The 21,331-nt window shown below is 56.0% G+C and carries 17 protein-coding genes and 2 pseudogenes; 4 read left to right on the forward strand and 15 right to left on the reverse strand.

Going from position 1 to position 21,331, the window contains the following annotated elements; all coding sequences use genetic code 11:
• Positions 1–44 precede the first annotated feature (44 nt).
• Both FDY98_RS18735 and FDY98_RS18740 read right to left on the reverse strand, forming a co-directional pair.
• Positions 45–1,976 carry a hypothetical protein gene (locus FDY98_RS18735; RefSeq protein WP_027957053.1) on the reverse strand — a complete coding sequence of 644 codons (1,932 nt, stop codon included), beginning with the start codon at positions 1,974–1,976 and terminating at the stop codon, positions 45–47.
• Positions 1,977–1,999: 23 nt separating this feature from the next.
• A complete protein-coding gene (locus tag FDY98_RS18740; RefSeq protein WP_027957054.1) occupies positions 2,000–2,632 on the reverse strand; it encodes a hypothetical protein in 633 nt (210 codons plus the stop codon).
• A gap of 564 nt (positions 2,633–3,196) precedes the next feature.
• Between FDY98_RS18740 and FDY98_RS18745 the strand changes: the two genes are divergently transcribed.
• A complete protein-coding gene (locus tag FDY98_RS18745; RefSeq protein WP_027957055.1) occupies positions 3,197–3,823 on the forward strand; it encodes a LysE family translocator in 627 nt (208 codons plus the stop codon).
• Here the strand turns inward: FDY98_RS18745 and FDY98_RS18750 are convergent.
• Complete coding sequence (locus FDY98_RS18750; RefSeq protein WP_035538744.1) at positions 3,806–4,768, reverse strand: nucleoside recognition domain-containing protein; 963 nt, start codon at positions 4,766–4,768, stop codon at positions 3,806–3,808. The genes FDY98_RS18745 and FDY98_RS18750 overlap by 18 nt on opposite strands.
• 125 nt (positions 4,769–4,893) lie before the next feature.
• Between FDY98_RS18750 and FDY98_RS18755 the strand changes: the two genes are divergently transcribed.
• Positions 4,894–5,352: an Lrp/AsnC family transcriptional regulator gene (locus FDY98_RS18755; protein WP_027957057.1), complete on the forward strand. Its 459-nt coding sequence runs from the start codon at positions 4,894–4,896 to the stop codon at positions 5,350–5,352.
• Positions 5,353–5,359: 7 nt separating this feature from the next.
• Here the strand turns inward: FDY98_RS18755 and FDY98_RS18760 are convergent, their stop codons facing one another.
• The 3 genes from FDY98_RS18760 to FDY98_RS18770 all read right to left on the reverse strand — a co-directional run bounded on the left by FDY98_RS18760 (position 5,360) and on the right by FDY98_RS18770 (position 8,991).
• Positions 5,360–5,980 (reverse strand): TetR/AcrR family transcriptional regulator, encoded by a 621-nt coding sequence (locus FDY98_RS18760; protein ID WP_027957058.1) that lies wholly within the window; start codon positions 5,978–5,980, stop codon positions 5,360–5,362.
• Between the two features lie 94 nt (positions 5,981–6,074).
• Entirely contained in the window at positions 6,075–7,571 is a 1,497-nt protein-coding gene (locus FDY98_RS18765; protein WP_027957059.1) for a CoA-acylating methylmalonate-semialdehyde dehydrogenase, read from the reverse strand.
• A gap of 46 nt (positions 7,572–7,617) precedes the next feature.
• Positions 7,618–8,991 (reverse strand): aspartate aminotransferase family protein, encoded by a 1,374-nt coding sequence (locus FDY98_RS18770; protein WP_027957060.1) that lies wholly within the window; start codon positions 8,989–8,991, stop codon positions 7,618–7,620.
• Positions 8,992–9,178: 187 nt separating this feature from the next.
• On the opposite strand from FDY98_RS18770, the gene FDY98_RS18775 reads away from it, so the two are divergent.
• Positions 9,179–10,447 carry a Zn-dependent hydrolase gene (locus FDY98_RS18775; protein ID WP_027957061.1) on the forward strand — a complete coding sequence of 423 codons (1,269 nt, stop codon included), beginning with the start codon at positions 9,179–9,181 and terminating at the stop codon, positions 10,445–10,447.
• A gap of 27 nt (positions 10,448–10,474) precedes the next feature.
• Here the strand turns inward: FDY98_RS18775 and menE are convergent, their stop codons facing one another.
• From menE to frdA, 7 genes and pseudogenes are all read right to left on the reverse strand, one after another.
• Complete coding sequence (gene menE / locus FDY98_RS18780; protein ID WP_027957062.1) at positions 10,475–11,887, reverse strand: o-succinylbenzoate--CoA ligase; 1,413 nt, start codon at positions 11,885–11,887, stop codon at positions 10,475–10,477.
• A pseudogene (gene menC / locus FDY98_RS18785) lies at positions 11,884–12,827 on the reverse strand (o-succinylbenzoate synthase). Before menC ends, menE begins: the two are co-directional and overlap by 4 nt.
• A complete protein-coding gene (gene menB, locus FDY98_RS18790; protein ID WP_009285921.1) occupies positions 12,827–13,687 on the reverse strand; it encodes a 1,4-dihydroxy-2-naphthoyl-CoA synthase in 861 nt (286 codons plus the stop codon). The pseudogene menC and the gene menB overlap by 1 nt, the downstream one beginning before the upstream one ends.
• A gap of 47 nt (positions 13,688–13,734) precedes the next feature.
• Positions 13,735–14,130, reverse strand: coding sequence for a fumarate reductase subunit FrdD (frdD, locus tag FDY98_RS18795; RefSeq protein WP_231500587.1), 396 nt, complete (start codon positions 14,128–14,130; stop codon positions 13,735–13,737).
• Positions 14,131–14,147: 17 nt separating this feature from the next.
• Positions 14,148–14,543: a fumarate reductase gene (locus tag FDY98_RS18800; protein WP_027957065.1), complete on the reverse strand. Its 396-nt coding sequence runs from the start codon at positions 14,541–14,543 to the stop codon at positions 14,148–14,150.
• Positions 14,544–14,555: 12 nt separating this feature from the next.
• Positions 14,556–15,308: a succinate dehydrogenase/fumarate reductase iron-sulfur subunit gene (locus tag FDY98_RS18805; protein WP_155706082.1), complete on the reverse strand. Its 753-nt coding sequence runs from the start codon at positions 15,306–15,308 to the stop codon at positions 14,556–14,558.
• On the reverse strand, positions 15,305–17,092 hold the full coding sequence (gene frdA / locus FDY98_RS18810; RefSeq protein WP_022521692.1) for a fumarate reductase (quinol) flavoprotein subunit: 1,788 nt from the start codon (positions 17,090–17,092) through the stop codon (positions 15,305–15,307). Before frdA ends, FDY98_RS18805 begins: the two co-directional genes overlap by 4 nt.
• Before the next feature lie 265 nt (positions 17,093–17,357).
• Between frdA and FDY98_RS18815 the strand changes: the two genes are divergently transcribed.
• Positions 17,358–18,827, forward strand: a complete 1,470-nt coding sequence (locus FDY98_RS18815) for an anion permease (protein WP_027957066.1) — start codon at positions 17,358–17,360, stop codon at positions 18,825–18,827.
• Between the two features lie 6 nt (positions 18,828–18,833).
• Here FDY98_RS18815 and menH read toward each other — a convergent pair.
• Both menH and menD read right to left on the reverse strand, forming a co-directional pair.
• Positions 18,834–19,587: pseudogene (menH, locus tag FDY98_RS18820) on the reverse strand (2-succinyl-6-hydroxy-2,4-cyclohexadiene-1-carboxylate synthase).
• The gene (menD, locus tag FDY98_RS18825; protein WP_101148334.1) at positions 19,580–21,328 is read right to left on the reverse strand and encodes a 2-succinyl-5-enolpyruvyl-6-hydroxy-3-cyclohexene-1-carboxylic-acid synthase; all 1,749 of its coding nucleotides are present in this window, start codon (positions 21,326–21,328) and stop codon (positions 19,580–19,582) included. The pseudogene menH and the gene menD overlap by 8 nt, the downstream one beginning before the upstream one ends.
• Between the last annotated feature and the right edge of the window lie 3 nt (positions 21,329–21,331).

Consider the following 21,331-nt stretch of genomic DNA (forward strand, 5'->3'; position numbering starts at 1 on the left):
GGCAAAGGTAGGGCGGCTCTCCCCATAGAGAGCCGCCCTATCCTTTAGGCAGTTTCGGAAGATTTGCCAGAACTCATGGCACGATTTGCCAAGCCCGCCAGGGTAGCTTGCAGTGCTGGCGATTTATCAAGCACGCCTTGAACCGCTTTACCGTAGCCTAGCCCGGCGGTGAGTTTTTCAAACACATCGCTGTCGCCACCAATCAGTTCAAACTTGGCATTGTGCATTGCGGCAGCCATTACCTTGCCATTTTCGAGCATACCGATGCGCTGGGCTTCGATTTGCGCCATGACTTCTTTTTCGTGAACCTCCAGGTTCATACGGAACTCTTCGAAGTGGCGAGCCTCTTCGGACATATTGTCGTAAGCGCGCAGCTTCTCGACCAAGCCATTCGCTTCGGCTTTGGCCATTGCTTCTCTGGACTGCGCTTTCGCAGTGCCCAGCTTCTCCTCGCCCATGGCCTCGGCTTCAAGGCGCTGTTCAAGAATACGCACTTCCGCCAGTCCGGCATCTTCGTCAGCTTTCGCATTGGCCGTTTTAACCTCGGCAAGGGCAAAGCCTTCGCTGCGCTGGGCGTGAGCACGCGCTTCCAGCACTTGCGCTTCGGCCAGCCCGTCTGCGGCGGCAAGCGCTTGGTGACCGCGTGCCTGCTTCTCTTCTGCGGCGGATTTCTTCTCTGCCGCATCCAGATCGGCTTGGGCGCGAATAACCGCTTCCTCCGCTTCCAGCTTGGAGCGCTCGAAGACTGCTTCCGCGGCGCGCACCTCTTTGAGCTTGCGCTCTTCCGCTTCGGCTTGAGCAGCGGTCAAGCGAGTGACCTTCTGGCGCTCCGCCTCGGCGCGGTTGCGCACATCGTTAATATTCTCTTCTTCTTCCGCCACGCTGCGCTCAACCGCAATACGCTGGCTGGTAATGTCGGCAATCTCTTTGCGCTCTTCTTCCAGCGCTTTTTCCATACCGATTCGTTCAATTTCTACTGCGCGCTCGCGGGTCACATCCTCAAGCTCTTTTGCCTGACGAATGCGCACCTCTTCGATCTGTACCGCACGTTCGCGGGCCTTGGTGGCCATTTCGATCTGGCGCTGCTTGTTCTCTTCGGCAATCGCCAGCTCTTCGTCGGTTTTAATCCGCGCGGCTTCGCTTTTTGCTCGTTCTTGCTGGAGTACCTGCTCGGCTTCGGACTGCTCACGAGACTGCAGGCTTTCGATTTCACGACGCTGACGGGCTTCGGCATCGGCCTGAGTTCGCTCAAGTTCTAACGCTGCTTCACGTGCGGATACATTCTTGCGCTGAATTTCCAGCTCTTGGTCGCGCTCCAGGCGGTTGGTCTCAACATTGTGCCGGGCGGTAATCTCGGTGATACATTTGATACCTTCTGAATCCAGGATGTTGTTCGGATCCAAAGAGCTTTTCGGCGTTTGCTCTAAATAATCAATGGCAACGTCTTCAAGAATATAGCCATTAAGATCCTGACCAATGGTCTCAACAATGGCGTCGCGGAACTGCTGGCGCTCTTCGAAGAGCTGCATGAAGTCCATCTTTTTACCGACGGTCTTCAATGCTTCGCTGAACTTGGCGTTAAACAGCTCATTAACAGCATCGCGGTCGGAGGCGCGGCCTACGCCAACGGATTTAGCAACGCGCAAGACGTCTTCGGCAGTGGCATTGACGCGTAGGTAGAATGCTACGCTAATATCGGCACGCAAATTATCACGGCAAATCAGCCCCTCTTTCCCGGTACGATTGAGCTCCAGGGTGATCACCGACACCTTCATGGTTTCGGAACGGTGAACAACGGGCAGCACCATAGCCCCGGTAAAGTAAACCTTGGGCGTTGCGGAAAGGTCATTGACGATTAATGCCTGGCCTTGATCTATTTTTCGATAAAAGGCTTTAAACAGTGTCAGTATTGCAAGCAGTGCAATAACAATCACACTGACACTAACCAGTAGTGGCATGATCCACGACAAATCCATCTTCATCTCCTGCACCAAGGCAATTAATCGGCTAAGCCGGCTTCAAAATCTTTTTCAGATATCACCCAGTACGCATCTTCAGTAAACAGGTACTGAATAATGATGGCGCGCTCACCGCGCACCAGCGCTGAGTCGCTTCGCACTTGCAAAATAAGATGGTCACCATCGATATGCGCATCGGCGCGGCCTTTCTCTTTTGTCACCTCTGCCGAACGAACAGTGCATTGCTTACCTGTCAGACGTTGTTCAATAGGCAGGTGCTGAGCGGGGCGAAAAAGGGGCCGCAAAGGGCGAATCAGCAAGGACGTGACGATAGTGGCGACAACAAGCCCTAATATCAGCACGACGGCATTAAACAACCACAGCAACAGGCCTGGGTTTAGGTGGGTTCCTAACAACAGCATTGCGAAATAGCTAAACAGCCAGCCGGTTAATGCCAGCAGCGTAATCACTAGCGGCAGGGGAACGCCGTGCAAGCCCAGCGTTGCCAGTAAACCGCCCAGCGCCAGCGAACCGCCTTCGCCAACATCACCCTCGACTACGTCGCTATCGACCAATCCCGATAGCGAAACTAACCAGTAAAGAACGGCGACACTTAGCAGTACTGTAAAGATGACGGTAGGAAAGCTGGTAATAATCGAAATAAATAAAGGCATGCGCCTGAAACCCAGTAAGGCTAAACACAAGCGCCATCAATACTGAATGCCGCCATGAGGGATCGCCCTTTTTCATCTTGTTGAGAAAGGGCTCTTCTATAAAAAGTCGTATTAAGTCGATGCCATTTATTGCTTAGGACTTTAACCCTGATAGCAACGCCGGGAAAAACTACAGCATCTCCTAGCAAAATCAATTCAGTCATCGATTTTTAAGAGATATCTTACAAACCCAATAGCGAATGTCTTACAAAATCCGGTATTTTGGGCAGAATTGCCTAAGATCGCTGACCGCCCTTTTGGTCGCCAGCAAAGTTTAGCTGTCACAGTACGCACGCACACTGAACGGGGAGTCTCTGTCAAAAGAGATATTAGAGGCTTGCTGAGAGTTTGAGTCGCCGACCCGACCACTTCCTGACCCGGAAACCGAAAGGACAAGTCCTATATTGCGCGAAACACATTCATTTTATTCGCCACACCTTAAATACGCTTTTTAGTCGTCTACACGGGTGTTATCCATTAGGATTAATGCGATGAGTCACTTCAACCCCGTCAGGAGATGCGCCCATGCTGCTTTCCACTTGGTTGCTTTTTGTTGCCGTGGCACTAGTCAGCATTGCCAGCCCCGGGCCCGCTTTTCTAGTCGCGGTGCGCAATGGCATGGCAGGAGGAGCCAAACGCGTGGCGCTTTCGTCGCTGGGCAATATCACTGGCCTACTCATACTGGCCAGTGCAGCAGTCTTGGGGCTGGGGGTGGTGTTGAACGCCTCGGAAGTGCTGTTCAACCTGCTTAAACTGGGCGGCGCAGCCTACTTGATCTACCTGGGCATTCGTCAGTGGCGCAGCAACACCTCCCTTGCGGTCTCAACCAGCCCGGCAAAACCCACTCCCAGATGGCGCACTGTCAGTGAAGGCATACTGGTCGCCATGAGCAACCCTAAGGCGATCCTGTTCTTCACTGCCCTGTTTCCACAGTTTCTGGATACGCAGCGCGCTTTGCTTCCTCAGTTCTCCATCATGGTAAGCACCTTCATGGCACTCTCCTTTGTCACCTTGATGACCTACGGCACCCTTGCCAAGCATCTCGCCCGCTGGCTGAGCAGTCGCTCGCGGGTGACATGGGTCAATCGCCTGATGGGCAGTGCTTTTATCGGATTGGGCCTATCCATTTTACGCTTACGGCAGCCGGTGTAGCGCCCTATTGATTGTGGCTGCGGGCCAACGGGCAATCATCGCGGTGACAATAACGGCAAAGAGTAGCCTTGCCCACAAGATGCCCGCTATATCGGCCCCGAGCATCAAGATCAGCAGCGTGTCTTCTATAACGCTATGGCAGAGGCCGAGAAAGCACAGTGCAAGCGTGCTATCACGCTTGCTAAGCACCCCGTTCTGCACATCCCGAATCAGCAGCCCTGCGCCATAGCTTAATCCCAACGTAAAACCAATCACCGTTACATTAGCTGCCGAACGGCCAATGCCTAATAGCTTGAGTAGCGGTAGCAAACCAAGATGAATCCAGCGCTCCAGGCCGAGCTTTTTCAGAAGTTTTAGGAGCACAATCAGCGCTAAAATAATCACAAAGATAAGCGCTAGCGTTTCAAGCTGTGCAATAGCCCAACTGCTTAGCGTTGGCGCTGTCGACAAGCTTGGTTGCCATACCAATGCTACTGGCGCTTGCAACAAACCAAAATACGAATAGAAGCAGTGCAAGAGCCAAGCAAGCAGCAAAGCCCCACCTACGCGCAGGACTAACGTAGCCCACCAAGGTACGCCAGCGCGCTTGGCAACGGCCCCCTCAACAGGAATTGAGTGCCCTACCAGCATTAATGCACCCAGCACTGTCACTTGCTCGACACTCAAGTGCATATCACCAGCTACTTGGAGAAATACCGCAATGGCGGTGTACAAGTTGGTAAAGAGCGCCGCCGCCCACACAACGCCCAACTGCTCGGGCAAACCGAGTATGCTCATTAAGGGAGCTAATACCGTTCCCAGCCAGCCGATAACCCCCAAGAGCTCTAATCCTTTGACGATAAGCAACGCTGGAATCAGGATTTTGAGCAGCGTCAGGTACACGCGCAGCGCGTCTTGTAATAGGTGAGTTACCCAAGCCAATAGATGATGAATTTTTATCTGCATCAAGCCCCCGTTGCCATCATTTGAACAACGGTTATGATAATGGGGCTGGCGCAGAATATTCTTTTCAATTCCGCACTAACAATCACTATTCGTTCTTTATGAGCTCAGAAAGGACATTTTATTTCATGGACGCCATTGATCGACGAATCCTTGACCAACTTCAGCGTAACTCCAGCCTGACCAACCAAGCGCTAGCGGACGAGATAGGGCTTTCACCCTCTGCCTGTTTAAAGCGCGTTAATCGATTACGCGACGCTGGAATCATTGAGCAGCAGGTAGCACTACTCAATCCTGACGCCTTGGGGCAGTGCTTGCACATGGTGGTAGAAGTCACCATGGAGCGGGATAACAAATCACTCTACCAGCGTTTTTTAACAACAGCGCTGAGCGCCCCTGAAGTGAAGCAGTGCTATCAGGTAACCGGAGAGTGTGATTTTGTATTGATCGTGACAGTCGCTGATTTAGATGAGTACGACAGCTTTTGTGATCGCGTGCTCTATGGCGACGACAACCTGCGCAAGTTCCGCACGCTACTGTCGCGTAAGCGGCATAAGTTTGATACGTCTGTGCAGCTCAGTCGTTGAATGCTGCTCACGCCGTCAATCCAATCCCGCGCAAAATCACCGAGGTCACCGACTGCACAGCCTTTTCGAACTGCAAGTCGTCCAGCGGTTGGTCGTCGTTGAGCAGGTAGATTTGGTAGTCAAAATCAGCGTAGTGCTGGGTGGAGGCCCAAATCATATAAAGAAGGTAGGAAGGCTCGACGGGGTTGATTTGACCTGACTCGACCCACTCGCGAATTTTCGACTCCTTAAGCTTGGCCCATTCGTAAAGATTGTCGCGCAGGCGCTCCTTAAGAATCGGCGCGCCCTGCATGACTTCGGCCGCCCAGACTTTCGAGCCGTGGGCGCGGTTGCGGGAGTGGTTCATCTTGGCGCGAATATAGGTGGAAAGCACGACACGAGGATCATCGTAGAGCTCGAAGCAGAGCGCGTCCTGTTTCCACACCTCGAGAAGCTCTAACAGAACATCTTGATACAGCGCATTTTTGGTCGAGAAGTAGTAGTGCACGTTGGACTTGGGGATCTCTGCCAGTTGTGCGATTTCGCCCATGGAAGCACCTGCATAGCCCTTTTCGGCAAACAACTGCTCTGCCGCCTGGAGAATCTTTTTTACGTTGGTTTGCCGAATTTCGTCCTGGGTTCTCGCCACGCTGTTCTCGTCCCTATACGTCTGAAGTACGCACCAAAAAAAGCACCATCGCAGAGCGACGGTGCTGAGAAGATGTCCTAGTTACTCTAAGACGTCAACTTTGATTGTTGGGGAACGAGAACTCGGCCCGGGTGGCCTCGCTCACCGACGGCCAGCGCTGGGAGACCGCCTTGCGGCGAGTATAGAAGCGCACCGAGTCCGGCCCGTAGGCGTGAAGATCCCCAAACAGCGAGCGCTTCCAACCACCAAAGCTGTGGTACGCCACGGGCACCGGGAGCGGCACATTCACGCCCACCATGCCAACCTCGATACCGTCGGTAAAGCGGCGGGCAGCTTCGCCATCGCGGGTAAACAGGCAAGTGCCGTTGCCATACTCGTGGTCGTTGATCAGGTGCATGGCGTCATCCAGGCTACCCACGCGCACCACGCAAAGCACCGGCCCAAAGATCTCTTCCTGGTAGATGCGCATTTCGGCGGTGACGTTATCGAACAAGCAGCCGCCCACGAAATAGCCCTCTTCATAGCCTGAGACTTGAAGGTCGCGACCATCGGCAACCAGTGTCGCGCCAGCCTTTACGCCATCTTCGATGTAGCCGAGGACTTTATCCCGGTGCTCAGCGGTCACCAGCGGCCCCATATCCAGATCCCGCTTGGTGCCGGGGCCGACTTTTAATTGAGCGATTTTAGGAAGTAGGGTTTCAACCAAACGGTCTGCGGTCTCGTCGCCCACGCATACCGCTACCGAGATCGCCATGCAGCGCTCGCCGCAACTACCAAACGCTGCGCCCATTAATGTGTTGGCGGCGTTTTCCAGGTCGGCATCCGGCAGCACCACGGCGTGGTTCTTCGCCCCACCTAACGCCTGAACGCGCTTACCCGCGGCGGAACCACGAGAGTAGATCGCCTCAGCCACTGGCGTGGAGCCGACAAAGGAAATGGCTTTAACGGCCTTGGCATCCAGCAGCGTTTCCACCGCTTCGCGACTGCCGTGGACTACATTCATTACACCTTTGGGTAGCCCCGCTTCTTGAAGCAGTTCGGCTACTGCCATGGCCGCCGAAGGGTCTTTCTCCGAAGGCTTCAATATAAACGTATTACCGCAGGCAATCGCCATGGGGTACATCCACAGCGGCACCATGGCGGGGAAGTTAAACGGGGTGATACCTGCCACCACACCCAATGGCTGGAAGTTTGACCAGGCATCAATGCCCGGCCCTACATTGTGGGAATACTCTCCTTTGAGCAGCTCTGGCACCCCACAGGCGTACTCGACGTTCTCAATGCCGCGCTTGAGTTCGCCCATGGCGTCTTCGGGAGTTTTGCCGTGCTCTTCACTGACCAGTTGCACCAAGCGGTTAGCGTTATCTTCGAGCAATTGCTTAAAGCGGTACATCACCTGGGCACGCTTGGCGGGCGGCGTATCGCGCCAGGCGGGAAACGCCTCTTGGGCGGCGGTAATGGCGCGCTCTACATCGGCGGCATTGGCATCCGCCACTTGGCGAATCACTTTGCCGGTGGAGGGGTTGGTGACATCCAGCGTACGCTTACTTTCAACTAACTCGCCGTTAATCAGATGGGAAACAACACTCATATTTAAACTCTCTGAAATTTAGGTCAGTCGGTTATGCCAGCGAATCTTAGGCTAACGAATCCAGGGTGGTGGCCACGGCGTCGAACAGCCGCTCTAGCTCGGCCTCGGTGGTGCCAAAGGGAGGGCCGAATTGCAGCGTGTCGCCGCCGTAACGCACGTAGAAGCCTGCTTCCCAGAGCGCCATGTGGGCATCGCGGGGACGGATCGTTGGGTCGCCTTCCCGGGGCGTTAGCTGAATGGCACCAGCTAGGCCGTAGTTACGAATATCGACAACGTGATTGCGGCCTTTCAAGGCGTGTAGCTTCTGCTCAAAGGTAGGTGCGATGGCGCTGACCTGAGCAGGGAAGTTTTCACGCTCCATCATCTCAAGCGCCGCCAGACCCGCCGCACAGGCCACCGGATGGGCGCTGTAGGTGTAGCCATGAGGAAACTCAACGGCATGTTGGGGGCCACCGGCGTGCATAAAGGTATCGAAAATCTCGCTGGACGCGATCACCGCGCCCATGGGAATTGCGCCGTTAGTGATCTGCTTCGCCACGTTCATGATATCCGGCGTGACACCAAAGGCTTCCGCACCGGTGGTTGCTCCACTACGCCCAAAGGCGGTAATCACTTCGTCAAAAATCAGCAGGATGTCGTGGGCAGTGCAGATCTCACGCAGCCGATCCAGGTAACCTTTCGGCGGAACGATCACCCCCGCCGAGCCGGACATCGGCTCAACAATCACCGCAGCAATGGTGGAAGCATCATGTAGGGCGATTTGATCGAGCAATGCATCGGCAAGCTCGGCACCGGTTTCCGCTTGGCCACGGGTGAAGGCGTGACCCGCTTGGAGGGTGTGTGGCAGGTGGGTTACATCCATCAACTGGCCGTAGTGTTTGCGATTGCCGCCGATCCCACCCAGGCTGGTGCCGCCAATGTTTACCCCGTGGTAGCCCTTGGCGCGGCCAATCATGCGCGTTTTCTCTGGCTTACCTTTTAGCCGCCAATAAGCCTTGGCCATTTTGACCGAGGTATCTGCGGCTTCTGACCCCGAATTGGTGAAAAACACATGATCCAGTCCGGCTGGCGTAAGGCTGGCCACCTTTTCCGCCAGTTTAAACGCCAACGGATGGCCAATTTGAAAGCCAGGCGCAAAGTCGAGGCTACCTAGCTGCGCCGCTACGGTTTTTTGAATCTCTTCACGGTTGTGGCCCGCGCCGCAGGTCCATAGCCCGGAAAGTGAATCGAACAGCTTACGACCCTGGTCATCAATGTAGTAGCGCCCTTCCGCACCGGTGATCACACGCGGGTTGGCATGGAAGTCGCGGTTGGCACTAAACGGCATCCAGTAGTGCTGATTAAGTGCCGTTTTAGAAGACACCTCCTCCATAGAAGAGCTCGATGCTTCAGGCTTCGTTTTGCTTTTTATTCCAAACATGCTGTCCAGCTCCATCGCTATAAGACTTGGTCTCAGCATGCGCCAGCAAACACGTTTATAAAATTATGCTTTTCTTTTGTTCACGTTAGAGAATCTATACGTAACGTCGGCTTTTTTATCTCTACTCTAGCAATGAGCCAAAAATCGGGGTCGCCAGCTTCCTCCGTGCTCAATAAAAGGAAGTCATATGAACTCGTTTGCTGAACCGAAAATCGCTACAGCTGATTTGCGCACTGACAGTGACCGCCTCTGGGAAGCACTAATGGAGATGGCCAAACTAGGCGCCACCCCTAAGGGCGGCGTTAATCGCCAGGCGCTTACCGATTTAGAACGCCAGGGACGTGACCTATTTATCCAGTGGTGCCGTGCCGAGGGCTGCACTATTCGCATTGATAATATCGGCAATATCTTTGCCCGTAGGGAAGGCAGCGATCCAACCGCCAAAACCGTTATGGCCGGTAGCCATCTTGATAGTCAGCCTACCGGTGGCAAGTACGACGGTTGCTTCGGCGTGCTCTCTGGCCTGGAAGTGATCCGCACCCTTAACCAGCACAACATCACCACGCAATCCCCAATCGAAGTCGTAGCCTGGACTAACGAAGAGGGCTGCCGTTTTCCGCCCTGCATGATGGGTTCCGGCGTATTTACCGGCGAGCTGGAATTTGATGCCATGATGGCGCGCACCGACGCCGATGGCGTCACGGTAAGCGATGCCCTGGACGCCATTCACTACCGTGGCAGCGACAGCGTCTCGCCAGATGAGATCAAAGCTTACTTTGAACCACACATTGAGCAGGGCCCGATTTTGGAAGATACCGACACCACTATTGGTGTGGTTATCGGCGGACTTGGGCAGAAGTGGTTCGACTTAACGCTGACTGGACTTGAAGCCCACGCAGGCCCTACACCGATGAACCTACGTCGGGATGCCATGATGGGCGCAGCCGAAGTCACCCAAGCGCTCAACCGTATCGCCTTTGAACATCAGCCCCACGGCCGTGGCACAGTGGGCTGTATGACGCTGCACCCCGGTTCACGTAACGTGATTCCCGGCCAGGTTAAAATGACTCTGGATATGCGCCACTGGGAGCCTGAAGCCCTTATCGCAATGGGCAAGGCGGTGGCCGCCGCCGTGGAAGACATTTGCCAACGCCACGGGCTGGCATATGAATTAACGCCCACAGCGGATTTTGCCCCGGAACACTTCAACAAAGAATGTGTTGATGCGGTGCGTGAAGGAGCGAAGAAGCTCGGCCTATCACACATGGATATCATCAGCGGCGCGGGCCACGATGCAATGTTTGTGGGCCGCGTAGCCCCCGCGGCAATGATCTTTATTCCCTGCAAGGACGGCATTAGCCACAACGAGATCGAAAGCGCCACGCCGGAACACATTCATGCAGGCTGTAACGTTCTGCTCCACGCCATGCTGGACGCTGCTGGCCTAGCGGAATAGGTATTAAGTCACCAATGGGTTGCGCCGCTAAACGGTAAAATTCACGCGTGCCCGCGCCAGCTCAGCAAACCGCGTGCGGGAGGGTTTAAAGCCCACTCCTGGCGGCCAGGCTAGCCAGGCGTCGGGCACCATAAAGCCGGGCAGTGCCTCACGCACCCAGGTGTTTAGCGCCTGCTCTTGGACGGCCTCACCGTGCCAATCGATAAACGCCACCGGGCGCTCGCCCCACTCGGGGTGGGGCACTGCTACAACCAACGCCTGGGCAACGCCAGGGTGATCAACCAAGCGCTGCTCAATAGCTTCTGGCTGAATATTCTCACCGCCGGAGATAAAACCGTTATCGAGCCGCCCTTCCACCACCAACGCGCCTTCCGAAGTGAAGTGTCCTTTGTCACGGGTAGCAAACCAGCCTTCGTTATTGAGACCTGGATTCATTTTGCCGTTATTCAAATAGCCGCAGAACAGAGTCTCGCCGCGTACCTGTATCTCACCCTCGACTATTCTGACCTCACGACCTGGCAGCGGCTTACCGACGACGCCCGGAGCGGTGGGTATGCCAGTGCATACCTGGCTGGCCATCTCGGACAGCCCATAGCTAACCTTCGGCGTCAGCCCCAGTGATGTCATCTTCGCCACCAGCGGTGCTGGAATCGCCGCACCGCCTAGTAACAGCTCACGTAGTTGGGTGCGCTGGGGCGTAAAGCCCGCTTTCAGCAGCCGCCAAAGCTGGGTAGGCACCAGGGAAAGATGGCTAATCGCCTGCTGCTCAAGGCGCTCCGCCAGCGTATCGGGAGCATCGTCGAGGATCACCCGCCCACCGGCGAGAAAGACGCGAAACGGGATCGCATAGCCGCCGATATGAAACAGCGGCAGCGACAGTAGCCAACCGCTGTTCTGATCAACGGGAATCAGCGACGCCGAACCGCGGGCGGAGGCTAAATGATTGGCCACACGATGTAGCACCGCCTTGGGCGTACCGCTGGAACCAGAGGTGAAAATGGTGTTACACAGCTGGCTGCCATCGAGCGCTGGCGACTCACCTGAGCCAGCTTCCGCCAGGAAATCCAGGGTGATCGGCGTTAGCGGTGAAGAGGTTAGCTGTGAAGAGTAATCATTGTCACTTTCCGTTTGGCAGACGCGGCCAGCCTGCAAGCGCTCAGCTAAATTGAGCTGCTGGGTAACAGGGAATGCTGGGTTAAACGGGCAGAAAACAACCCCAACCCGCAGACAGGCCCACGCCAGCAGCAAGGATTTAAGCGAGCCTTTGGCGGGCACCACTAAGCGATCACCGGGCACAAAACCTGCGCGCTTCAGTTGCTGCGTTAAAGACGCCACCCGGCGATTAAGCGTTCGGTAGCTAAGACACACGGAGCCAGCCTCTACCGCAATATGCTCAGGGGTCTCTTTGGCCCAGTAGTGAATGGGGCAGGTATCTATCACGCTAAATTTTCCATTTTAGAAAGACAGTGCACGTTTTCTGTCATCACCTCACCCGCTAGATTAGTCACACGTCCGGCAAGCCAATGGCCGGTATCCAACCCAGGCGGCTCATCAGGCGCCCACTCGCTTGCCAGGCGGGCAAGCTGCACAAGGCCTAGACCGGATTCAAAGCTGGAGGAGACCACCACGCGAAGATTACCCGCCCGTGCCCGTTGAACGAGTGCTTCGCAGTCGCTTAGCGAGCCGATTAGCGTGGGTTTGATTACCAAGGCTTTGAGCTGTGGGTGGCAGTACCACTCTTCCCGGCGGGATAGCGTTTCATCCAGGGCAATGGCCCCCCCCGTTGCTTCTGCCACGGCGATGGTGTCAGCAAAGGCAGCGCAGGGCTCTTCCAGGTAGTCGATCTGTTTAAGGGGAGGCGCTCACAGAAGCGCTGGGCATCTTCCCGCGTCCAGCCGCCGTTGGCATCCAAAATCAGCTTGGTGGTGGGCAGCCGAGCGGCAAGTTGTTCAATCAGCGCCAGCTCCTCCTCCATAGCATGGCGTGCCACTTTCAGCTTGAGCCGAGACGGTAGCGAGGCTTGCCAATCGGTGGTTGAAAGAGACTGGATCAGCGCGGCAGGTGCACCCTGGAGCAGTGGGTAGGGCGGCAAAGGCTCAGGAAGATTGAGTGGCCAAGAGCGTTGGACGCAGTCAAACCCAAACTGCACCGATGGCAGCGTTGGGGAGACTATTTCGCCTCGGCTCAAAGCAGCCAAACAAGCCAGACTTTCGGCTTCAGCTTCCGCCAGGGTTTCCGTTGAGAAGCCAGGTAGCGGGGCAATCTCGCCCCACTGCCCGTTAATGGAAACTAACAGCCCTTCTCTGTTCGCCAACCGCTCTCTTTTAAACATTAGCGGCTGACGGAACGGGAGGGAGTAGCGGTAAAGCGCCAGCTGCATTACGGGTTACGCGGGTAGCGGGAAAAATCCGGGCGGCGCTTTTCGTTAAAGGCGTTACGCCCTTCCTGCCCCTCTTCGGTCATGTAGTAGAGCATGGTGGCGTTACCCGCCAGCTCTTGAAGCCCGGCCTGTCCGTCACAATCGGCATTGAGTGCAGCTTTCAGGCAACGCAGTGCCATAGGGCTATGCTGCAGCATCTCGCGGCACCAACGCACACTCTCTTTTTCTAGCTCGTCTAGCGGCACCACGTGGTTGACTAGCCCCATTTCCAGCGCTTGGGCGGCGCTGTACTGGCGGCACAGGAACCAGATTTCCCGGGCCTTTTTCTGACCCACAATGCGCGCCATATACGAGGCGCCGTAGCCGCCATCAAAAGAGCCGACTTTAGGGCCGGTTTGGCCGAAGACAGCGTTCTCGGCGGCAATGGTCAGGTCGCACATTAGATGCAGCACGTGGCCGCCGCCGATAGCGTAGCCCGCCACCATCGCCACTACTGGTTTGGGGCAGGTGCGAATATCGCGCTGGAAATCCAGCACGTTGAGGTGGTGGGTGCCCTCTTCATCCTGGTAGCCGCCATAGTCACCGCGAATGCGCTGGTCACCGCCGGCACAGAACGCTTTGTCGCCTGCGCCAGTGAGCAGAATGGCGCCTATAGAGCTGTCGTGGCGGGCGCGATTCAGCGCTTGGGCCATCTCGCTAACCGTCAGCGGGCGAAAGGCGTTGCGCACCTCGGGCCGGTTGATGGTGATGCGCGCAATGCCATCGGCAGTGGTGTGGTACAAAATATCCTGATAGCCATCGGAGCGATCCTGCCACTCTACCGGCGCATAGAGTTCCGTTTCAGTGAGTCCGTTAATCATGCCTATCTCTTCTTATCTGTTGGGGCGAAATGCTGACAGCGAGCCGTTTAACCCAGCATACCTGCGACGACTAGACCCAGCGCCACAATGCTTACCAGCGCAGCACCACCGTACATTAGCTTTTTGTTGAGTGCGTCATTGCCCACGCTGATATCAAACATCCCATGGCGCAGGCGGTGGGCGGCATGAAAAAGCGGCAAGCAAACTACCGCCCCCACAAACAGAAAGCCCGGTACACTGAACAGCAGTGCCGATGCCCGCTCATAGCTCAGCACCTCGGCGGGCAGCAGGCCAAGGGGCAGTAGAACGGCGATAAATAGAATCACGGCAGGCAGAAAGACGGCAAAACAGACGCCACCCGCGCTAAACAGCCCCCACCAGAGCGGCTCATCAAAGGCTTGTTTATGCTGAGCGCTGTTTTTGCCCATGCTTGGTTTATTCATGGCTAGTTTTTCCATAATTACGCCCTCCCGAATAGCCAGAAAAACAGCAGTGCGACCGCCACTACCCCTGCCCACTGCCCGGCAACAATAGCCTGATCAGGCAGGCTATGCCCGGCGATACGCAGCGGCATTACCCGTGGGAACAGCACAAAGAAGGTGGCGGCGTGAAACAGGCTGGCGGCCAGCGCTAGAAGATTCAGCACTAATACGATGGGGGAGCCCATAAAGGCGATCCACCCCTGCCAGCTTTCTGCCCCTTGAAGAAGAGCAACCATACCGGCGAGTAAGCAGAGCGTGAAAAACACCAGCGGCAGCACAGTGGCTTCGCGCAGCATGTAGAGTTTAAAAAAGCGGTGTTTCAGCCACCAGTTGCGTTTCAGTGGCGGCAGGCGTTGCGATGATGATTTATCCATGACGTTCCTCCCCTACCCTTTAAACAGCGCAATGAGTGTGTGTTTGGCCGCTTCGACCTTGCCCTGATTGACCGCAGCGGCGGGGTCAACGTGTTTGGGGCATACCTTGGAGCAGAAGCCCACAAAGGTGCAGCTCCAAACGCCTTCGTGGCGGTTAAGTTCGGCCATGCGCTGCTTCTTGCCGTGGTCGCGGCTATCCAGATTGTAGCGGTGGGCCAGCGTTAGCGCCGCCGGGCCAAGGAACTCAGGATTCAAGCCAAACTGCGGGCAGGCCGAGTAGCAGAGGCCACAATTAATGCAGTTAGCGAACTGCTTATAGCGGGCGAGCTGCTCAGGGGACTGCTGATAGGTTTCCGGCGCCTGGGGGTCATACGGTTTTACCGGGTTGTCATCAATCAGGTAGGGCTTAACCGCGGCCAGGTGCTCAAGGAATATCTCCATATCCACCACCAAATCCCGCTGCACCGGGAAGTGGGATAGCGGCTCGATGCGGATCTCGCCTTCATAATCGCGCAGGAAGGTTTTGCAGCCGAGCTTGGGAATGCCATTCACCATGACCCCGCAGGAGCCGCAAATCGCCATCCGGCACGACCAGCGGTAGCTCAGCGTGCTATCGAGCTGTTCTTTAATGTGGTTGAGGGCATCCAGCAAAGAGGTGCTGTCGTCCACCGGCAGTTCGTACTGCTGCCAGTAGGACTCAGCCGAACTGTCTGGCAAATAGCGTTTAACGCTGATTTTTTTGGTGCTGATCTGCTGGGTGTTCATGCCTTGCCCCCCTTGCCCGCATCGCCATAAGCCCGCTCCGCCGGGGCGGAAAACCGCACATCGACATCCTGCCAGTGTAGCTCGGCATGGGCATCGCCTTGATAAAACACTTGGCTGTGCTTGAGGTAGTTAACGTCGTCGCGTTTCTGCATACCTTCATCCAGGCGCTGATGGGCACCACGGGATTCACGACGCTCAAGCGCCCCTAAGCAAGAGGCTTCGGCAATATCCAGGCCACACTCCAGTTCAAGACATTCCAGTAGCTCGGTATTGAATATCTTGCTGGTATCATTAACGCGAACCTTATTAAAGCGCTCACGTAGCTGACGCATGGTATCCAGCGAATGGCGCATGCCCTCTTCAGTGCGGTAAATACCGCAGCCACTCTCCATGGCTTGCACCATGGCGTGCTTGAGTGCTACCCAATTCTCTGCCCCCTCGGTTCCGTCACAGAGCCGCAACAGCTTGGCTTGTTGGCGATCGCCCTGGGCTTCCAGCAAGCGCTCATCAGCCCACTCGGTTTTGGCCGCTCGCTGGCTCGCTTGTTCACCGGCTAAGCGGCCAAATACCAGCAGCTCGGTCAGCGAGTTGGAGCCCAGGCGGTTGGCACCGTGCAAACCAACTGAAGCACACTCCCCGGCGGCGTAAAGCCCGGCAATGGAGGTTTCGCACTGAGGGTCGGTCTCAATCCCACCCATGGTGTAGTGAACCGCCGGGCGAATGGGAATGGGGTCTTTCACCGGATCAACATTGATATAGGATTTAGCCAGTTCACAGATAAACGGTAGGCGCTCCAGAATGTACTTTTCACCCAAGTGGCGCAGGTCGAGATAGACCACATCGCTGTCGCCAAACTTGCCGGTGCGGCCCGCCTGCTGCTCTTGCCAGAAGGCCTGGGAGAGTTTGTCCCGTGGCCCCAGTTCCATATATTTGTTTTCCGGCTTGCCAAGCGGAGTTTCTGGGCCCAGGCCGTAATCCTGCAGATAGCGGTAGCCCTCTTTATTGAGCAGAATGCCGCCTTCGCCCCGGCACGCTTCGGTAATCAAAATGCCAGAACCGGGCAGGCCGGTGGGGTGGTACTGGACAAACTCCATATCCCGCAACGCCACACCGTGACGATAGGCCATCGCCATGCCGTCGCCGGTGACAATTCCCGCGTTGGTATTGAAGCGGAACAAGCGCCCTGCGCCGCCGGTAGCGAGAATCACCGCTTTAGCGCGCAGCAGGGTCAGTTCACCGGTAGCGATCTGCAGGGCTATAACGCCAATAACCGCACCTTCGTGTACCGCCAGATCGAGCACAAAGAACTCATCAAAACGCTCAATCTCTGGGTACTTCAGCGAGGTCTGAAACAGGGTGTGGAGCATATGAAAGCCGGTTTTGTCGGCCGCAAACCAGGTGCGTGCGGTTTTCATGCCCCCGAAGCGGCGCACCTGCACTTGGCCATCGCCTTTACGGCTCCAGGGGCAGCCCCAGCGCTCCATCTGCACCAATTCTTGATAAGCGTGATGAACAAAGTAGTCGACGACGCCCTGCTCAACCAGCCAGTCACCGCCTGACACCGTGTCGTCGAAATGCGCTTGGTGGGAATCTTCGGCACTGGTGACGGCGGCAGCGCCACCTTCAGCCGCCACGGTATGGGAACGCATGGGGTAAACCTTGGACAGCAGCGCTATGCGCTGGGGAGTGCCCTGCTCTTTGGCCTGCTCGGCAGCCCCGATAGCAGCGCGTAAGCCTGCACCACCCCCACCAACAATGACGATATCAAAATCTCGCTGTTGCATGAAAAGCCCCTTCATTAGCCAAGTCAAAGGTGGTACTGGCGGCAATCTGCGCTGCCGTCTTGTCTATTCGAACTTACCATACAAGGGGAAGGCCCTGTTCATTAGTCCAAAGGACTATTGATGTACATCAAGAAAGGGAGGAATCGAGCTAGCATCACTTTTACCCTAGTGCTGCACCGCCTACTCTTCAAATCACTCACTGCCGGGCAGACCACTGCCCACCAAGCAAAAAGAGCACACTACCAACACTGAAGAGAGGTGCCGCATGACGACCGATGCTCAACCCTCACCGCGATGGAAACTGTTAGCGCCGCTAGCAGTTGCTATCATCGTCGCGCTGATACCCACTCCCCTGGGGCTTGCGCCTCATGCGTGGTACTTTTTCGCCATTTTCCTCGGCTGTGTGGTTGGCCTTATTCTTGAACCATTGCCGGGCGCAGTGGTGGGCCTGGTCGGCGTTACCCTGGTGGCACTACTTTCCCGGTGGGTGCTGTTCTCTCCGGAGCAACTGGCGACTGACGGATTCAGTGCTGCTAACCAGGCATTCTCATGGGCGGTGTCGGGCTTTACCAATTCCACCGTATGGCTGATTTTCGGCGCATTTATGTTTGCCTTGGGGTATGAAAAAACCGGACTCGGCAGGCGAATATCGCTTTGGCTGGTCAAGGCAATGGGAAAACGTACGTTGACTCTTGGCTACGCGGTGATGATTGCCGATGGCATTCTGGCGCCGTTTACGCCCTCGAACACCGCACGTAGCGCAGGCACGATCTACCCCGTGATTCGCAACCTGCCGCCGCTTTACGATTCGCACCCCAATGACCCCAGCATGAAGCGCATGGGCAGCTTTTTGATGTGGACCGCGCTGGCTTCCACCTGTGTGACCAGTTCGCTATTTTTGACCGCTCTGGCGCCCAATCTATTGGCGATCGCGCTAACCGAGAGCGCGACAGGTATTCATATCAACTGGGGGCAGTGGTTTATGGCAGTAGCACCTGTCGGCATTCTGCTGCTCCTGCTGGTGCCGCTGCTGAGCTACTGGCTATGCGCGCCCGAAGTGAAAGCGGGGAATGAAATCTCCGACTGGGCGGGGCAAGAGTTAACCAAGCTGGGAGCACTGACCCGCCATGAAATAATGCTGGTCATTATGGTGGTCACCGCCCTGCTGCTATGGATTTTTGCGGGCGATATTATCTCTGGGTCGCTGGTAGGCTTGGTGGTGATCTGCGGCATGCTGTTAACCGGCATTGTGACCTGGAGCGATATTCTCGATAACCGAGCAGCCTGGAATACCTTTGTATGGTTTGCCACCCTGGTGGCACTAGCGGGCGGGCTCAGCCAAGTCGGCTTCGTTAACTGGTTTGGCAATGTGGTTGGCGGGCAAATAAGCCACTTCAACCCCCTAATGGCCATGGTGGCGCTGGTGGTCATTTTCTATCTACTGCACTACTTCTTTGCCAGTGTTACTGCCCACGTTACCGCCTTGCTACCGGTGATTCTGGCAGCGGCATCAGGCATTGCCGGTCTGGATATGCAGATGTTTGTTCTGCTACTGCTACCCACACTTGGCTTTATGGGCATTCTGACCCCCTACGGCACAGGGCCAAGCCCGGTTTACTACGGCAGCGGCTACCTGCCCAGCGCGCTCTTTTGGCGCCTAGGGGCGGTCTTCGGGCTGCTATTCCTAGTGGTTTGGCTGGTGGTCGGCCTGCCCTGGTTAATGGTGATCAGCTGATAAACATTAGCCTAGCGTGCGATACCAGGCATTGAGCTGCTGAGCAATCATCTCAGGTTGCTCAGCATGAAGATTGTGGCCCCCTTCCAGCGTGATATGGCGCAGGCGCGGGGCCATTGTTGCCAGATGAGACGCCAGAGTGTGGAACTTGATGTCCCGCTGCCCCGAAAAGTACCCCACCGGTAGCGAGGTGCTTTCCAGCCACTGCCAAAGCGTAGGCTGTTGACCCAAGGAAGTTGATTGCAGCATGCTGGCAATAGTTGGCCCATGATTCGCTAGCCGACGTTGAATCTGCCGACCGCGCTGAACCTCGGTTAAGTCGGCGAACACCGGCTGCTGGTACCAGTCGGCAAGTACGTTTTCCAATGGTTCCTGCTCGAAGCGTGTTGCCCAGTGCTCATCGTGATCAATTCGGGCAGAACGCTCACTGGCGGGCAATCCTGGGTGAGCACTTTCCAGCCAGAGTGCTTCCAGCCCCGGTGGCTGACGGCTGGCATGATACAGCGCCAAGCGCCCGCCCAGGGAATAACCCAGCAGGCAGTAAACGGCGAACACCGTGAGTTATCAGCGTATCGCCAAGCCAGTGGTGAAAAGCCTCAAAAGAGCCTACCTGCACGTGGTGATTCTCACCGTGGCCGGGTAAATCCAGCGCGAGGCAGCGGATGCCTTCCAAGCCAGCGATGATCTCACCCCAGTCCTGAGCATCGCCCAACAGACCGTGGAGCATTACCAGAGTCGGCGCCTGAGGTTTACTACTCACGCGGCTCCCCTCGAATCGCTGCGCCAAGATGCTTGAGATCATCAGCTACTTGCTGATGGGGCACGTTAATCTCGATCAAGGTAACGCCCGCCTGCAGGGCCTGAGTGTAGGCCGCCATAAAGGCATCCAGTGACTCTGGCGCGAAGTAGCCAAGTCCAAACATCTTCGCCGCATGCTCGAAGTGTAAGCCATGGGGCTGGCGATAATAGCGCTCCAGCAGATCGTCTTCTTTAGGCACCGGCAGCATATGGAAAATACTGCCACCATCGTTATTGAGGATAACCACCACCAGAGGCTGCGTGGCCTGCTTTAACAGCGCCAAGCTGTTGAGATCATGCAGTGCGCTGGTATCCCCCAGCACAATAGTAGTCGGCTCTGAGCATGTGCAACTGAGGCCGTAAGCCGTGGCAATAAGACCATCAATACCGGAAGCCCCGCGATTGGCAAATACCCGTACCGGCGTTTGGCGATGCGTACCCAGCATATTCATTAGCCGCGCGGGCAGGCTATTGCCTATAAACAACTGCCCTTCAGCCACCTGCGCTAAAAGGTGACAAACTCCCACCTCTGAGAATGCTGTACAGCGCTCTTCCACAAGCTGACTAGTGCGTCGTTGGAGGCTGGCCAGCTGATGGCAGGGAGGTTGTTCAGGTATCGTTGGCAAAGCGGCTATAAAGTCGGCGGGCGAGCATATCAAACGGCGCTTAACACAGTAGTCGGGATCCAACCGCTGGGGCAGCGGATCAACCAACCAGGCATCCTGCCACGGTTGTTGGGCAATAAATTGCGTTAGCCGTTTCGAAATTAACCGACCACCAAACTGCAGCAGTACCTCGGCTTTGGCGAGTTCAGCACAGAAACGCTCATCATGCAGCGCTAGATCAAAGTGAATCAGATTTTGAGGGTCAAAATGAATTTGGCTCTGTATGTCGGCCAGTAGCGGCCAACCCAACTGCTTGGATAGCTCAACAATCTGCTGCGCCTGCTGGGAGTCATCAACCCTGCCAACCACAATCAGGCCACGCTGCTGGGCAAACGTTACCCACTCGTTGTTGAGCGCTGGAACCGCAGTACTGAATGACCAATCACTCCACGGTTTTGAAGTCGTCAGCCAGTCCCTTAGCGGGGCGAGATAATCACCGGTATCCACCAGGCAGTTGCCGGGGTAAAGCGGTTCGCGATAACGGCAATTAATGTGAATCGGCCCGGGCATACGGCGTTGCTGATCAACAGCTTGATCAACAGTACTGAGTAGAAACGCTGCTTTTATCTCAGCATCCGGCGGCGGCAGGTCGTGGTGAACAATGGTGTGGCGGGAGAAAATATCCCGTTGGTCAATCGCCTGATTGCTGCCGTTACCCAGCAGTTCAATGGGGCGGTCGGCAGAGAGTACAATAAGCGGGACGCCGAGCAATTTGGCTTCCACCACCGCCGGGTAAAGGTTGGCCACGGCGGTGCCTGAGGTAGTGATAATAACGACCGGGTGCTGACTGCCCCGGGCAATGCCCAGCGCCATAAACCCCAGTCCACGCTCGTCAAAATGGCAGTGGCAGCGCAGCCCGGCATGCTCGCTGGCGGACATAGTCAAAGGCGATGAACGGGAGCCTGGCGCCAGGACTACATCGCGCACGCCTAAGCGGTAGAGTTCCTCCAGCATTAGTGCCGCCCATACATGATTAAAGGTGGCGTACTCTTCCATAAAACCACTCTTCACAAAACCGTCCGATGTCAGTGCTGTCATCTA

Origin of the sequence: Halomonas sp. PA16-9, from assembly GCF_009728585.1 — a bacterium.
Classification (GTDB): Bacteria; Pseudomonadota; Gammaproteobacteria; order Pseudomonadales; family Halomonadaceae; genus Vreelandella; species Vreelandella titanicae.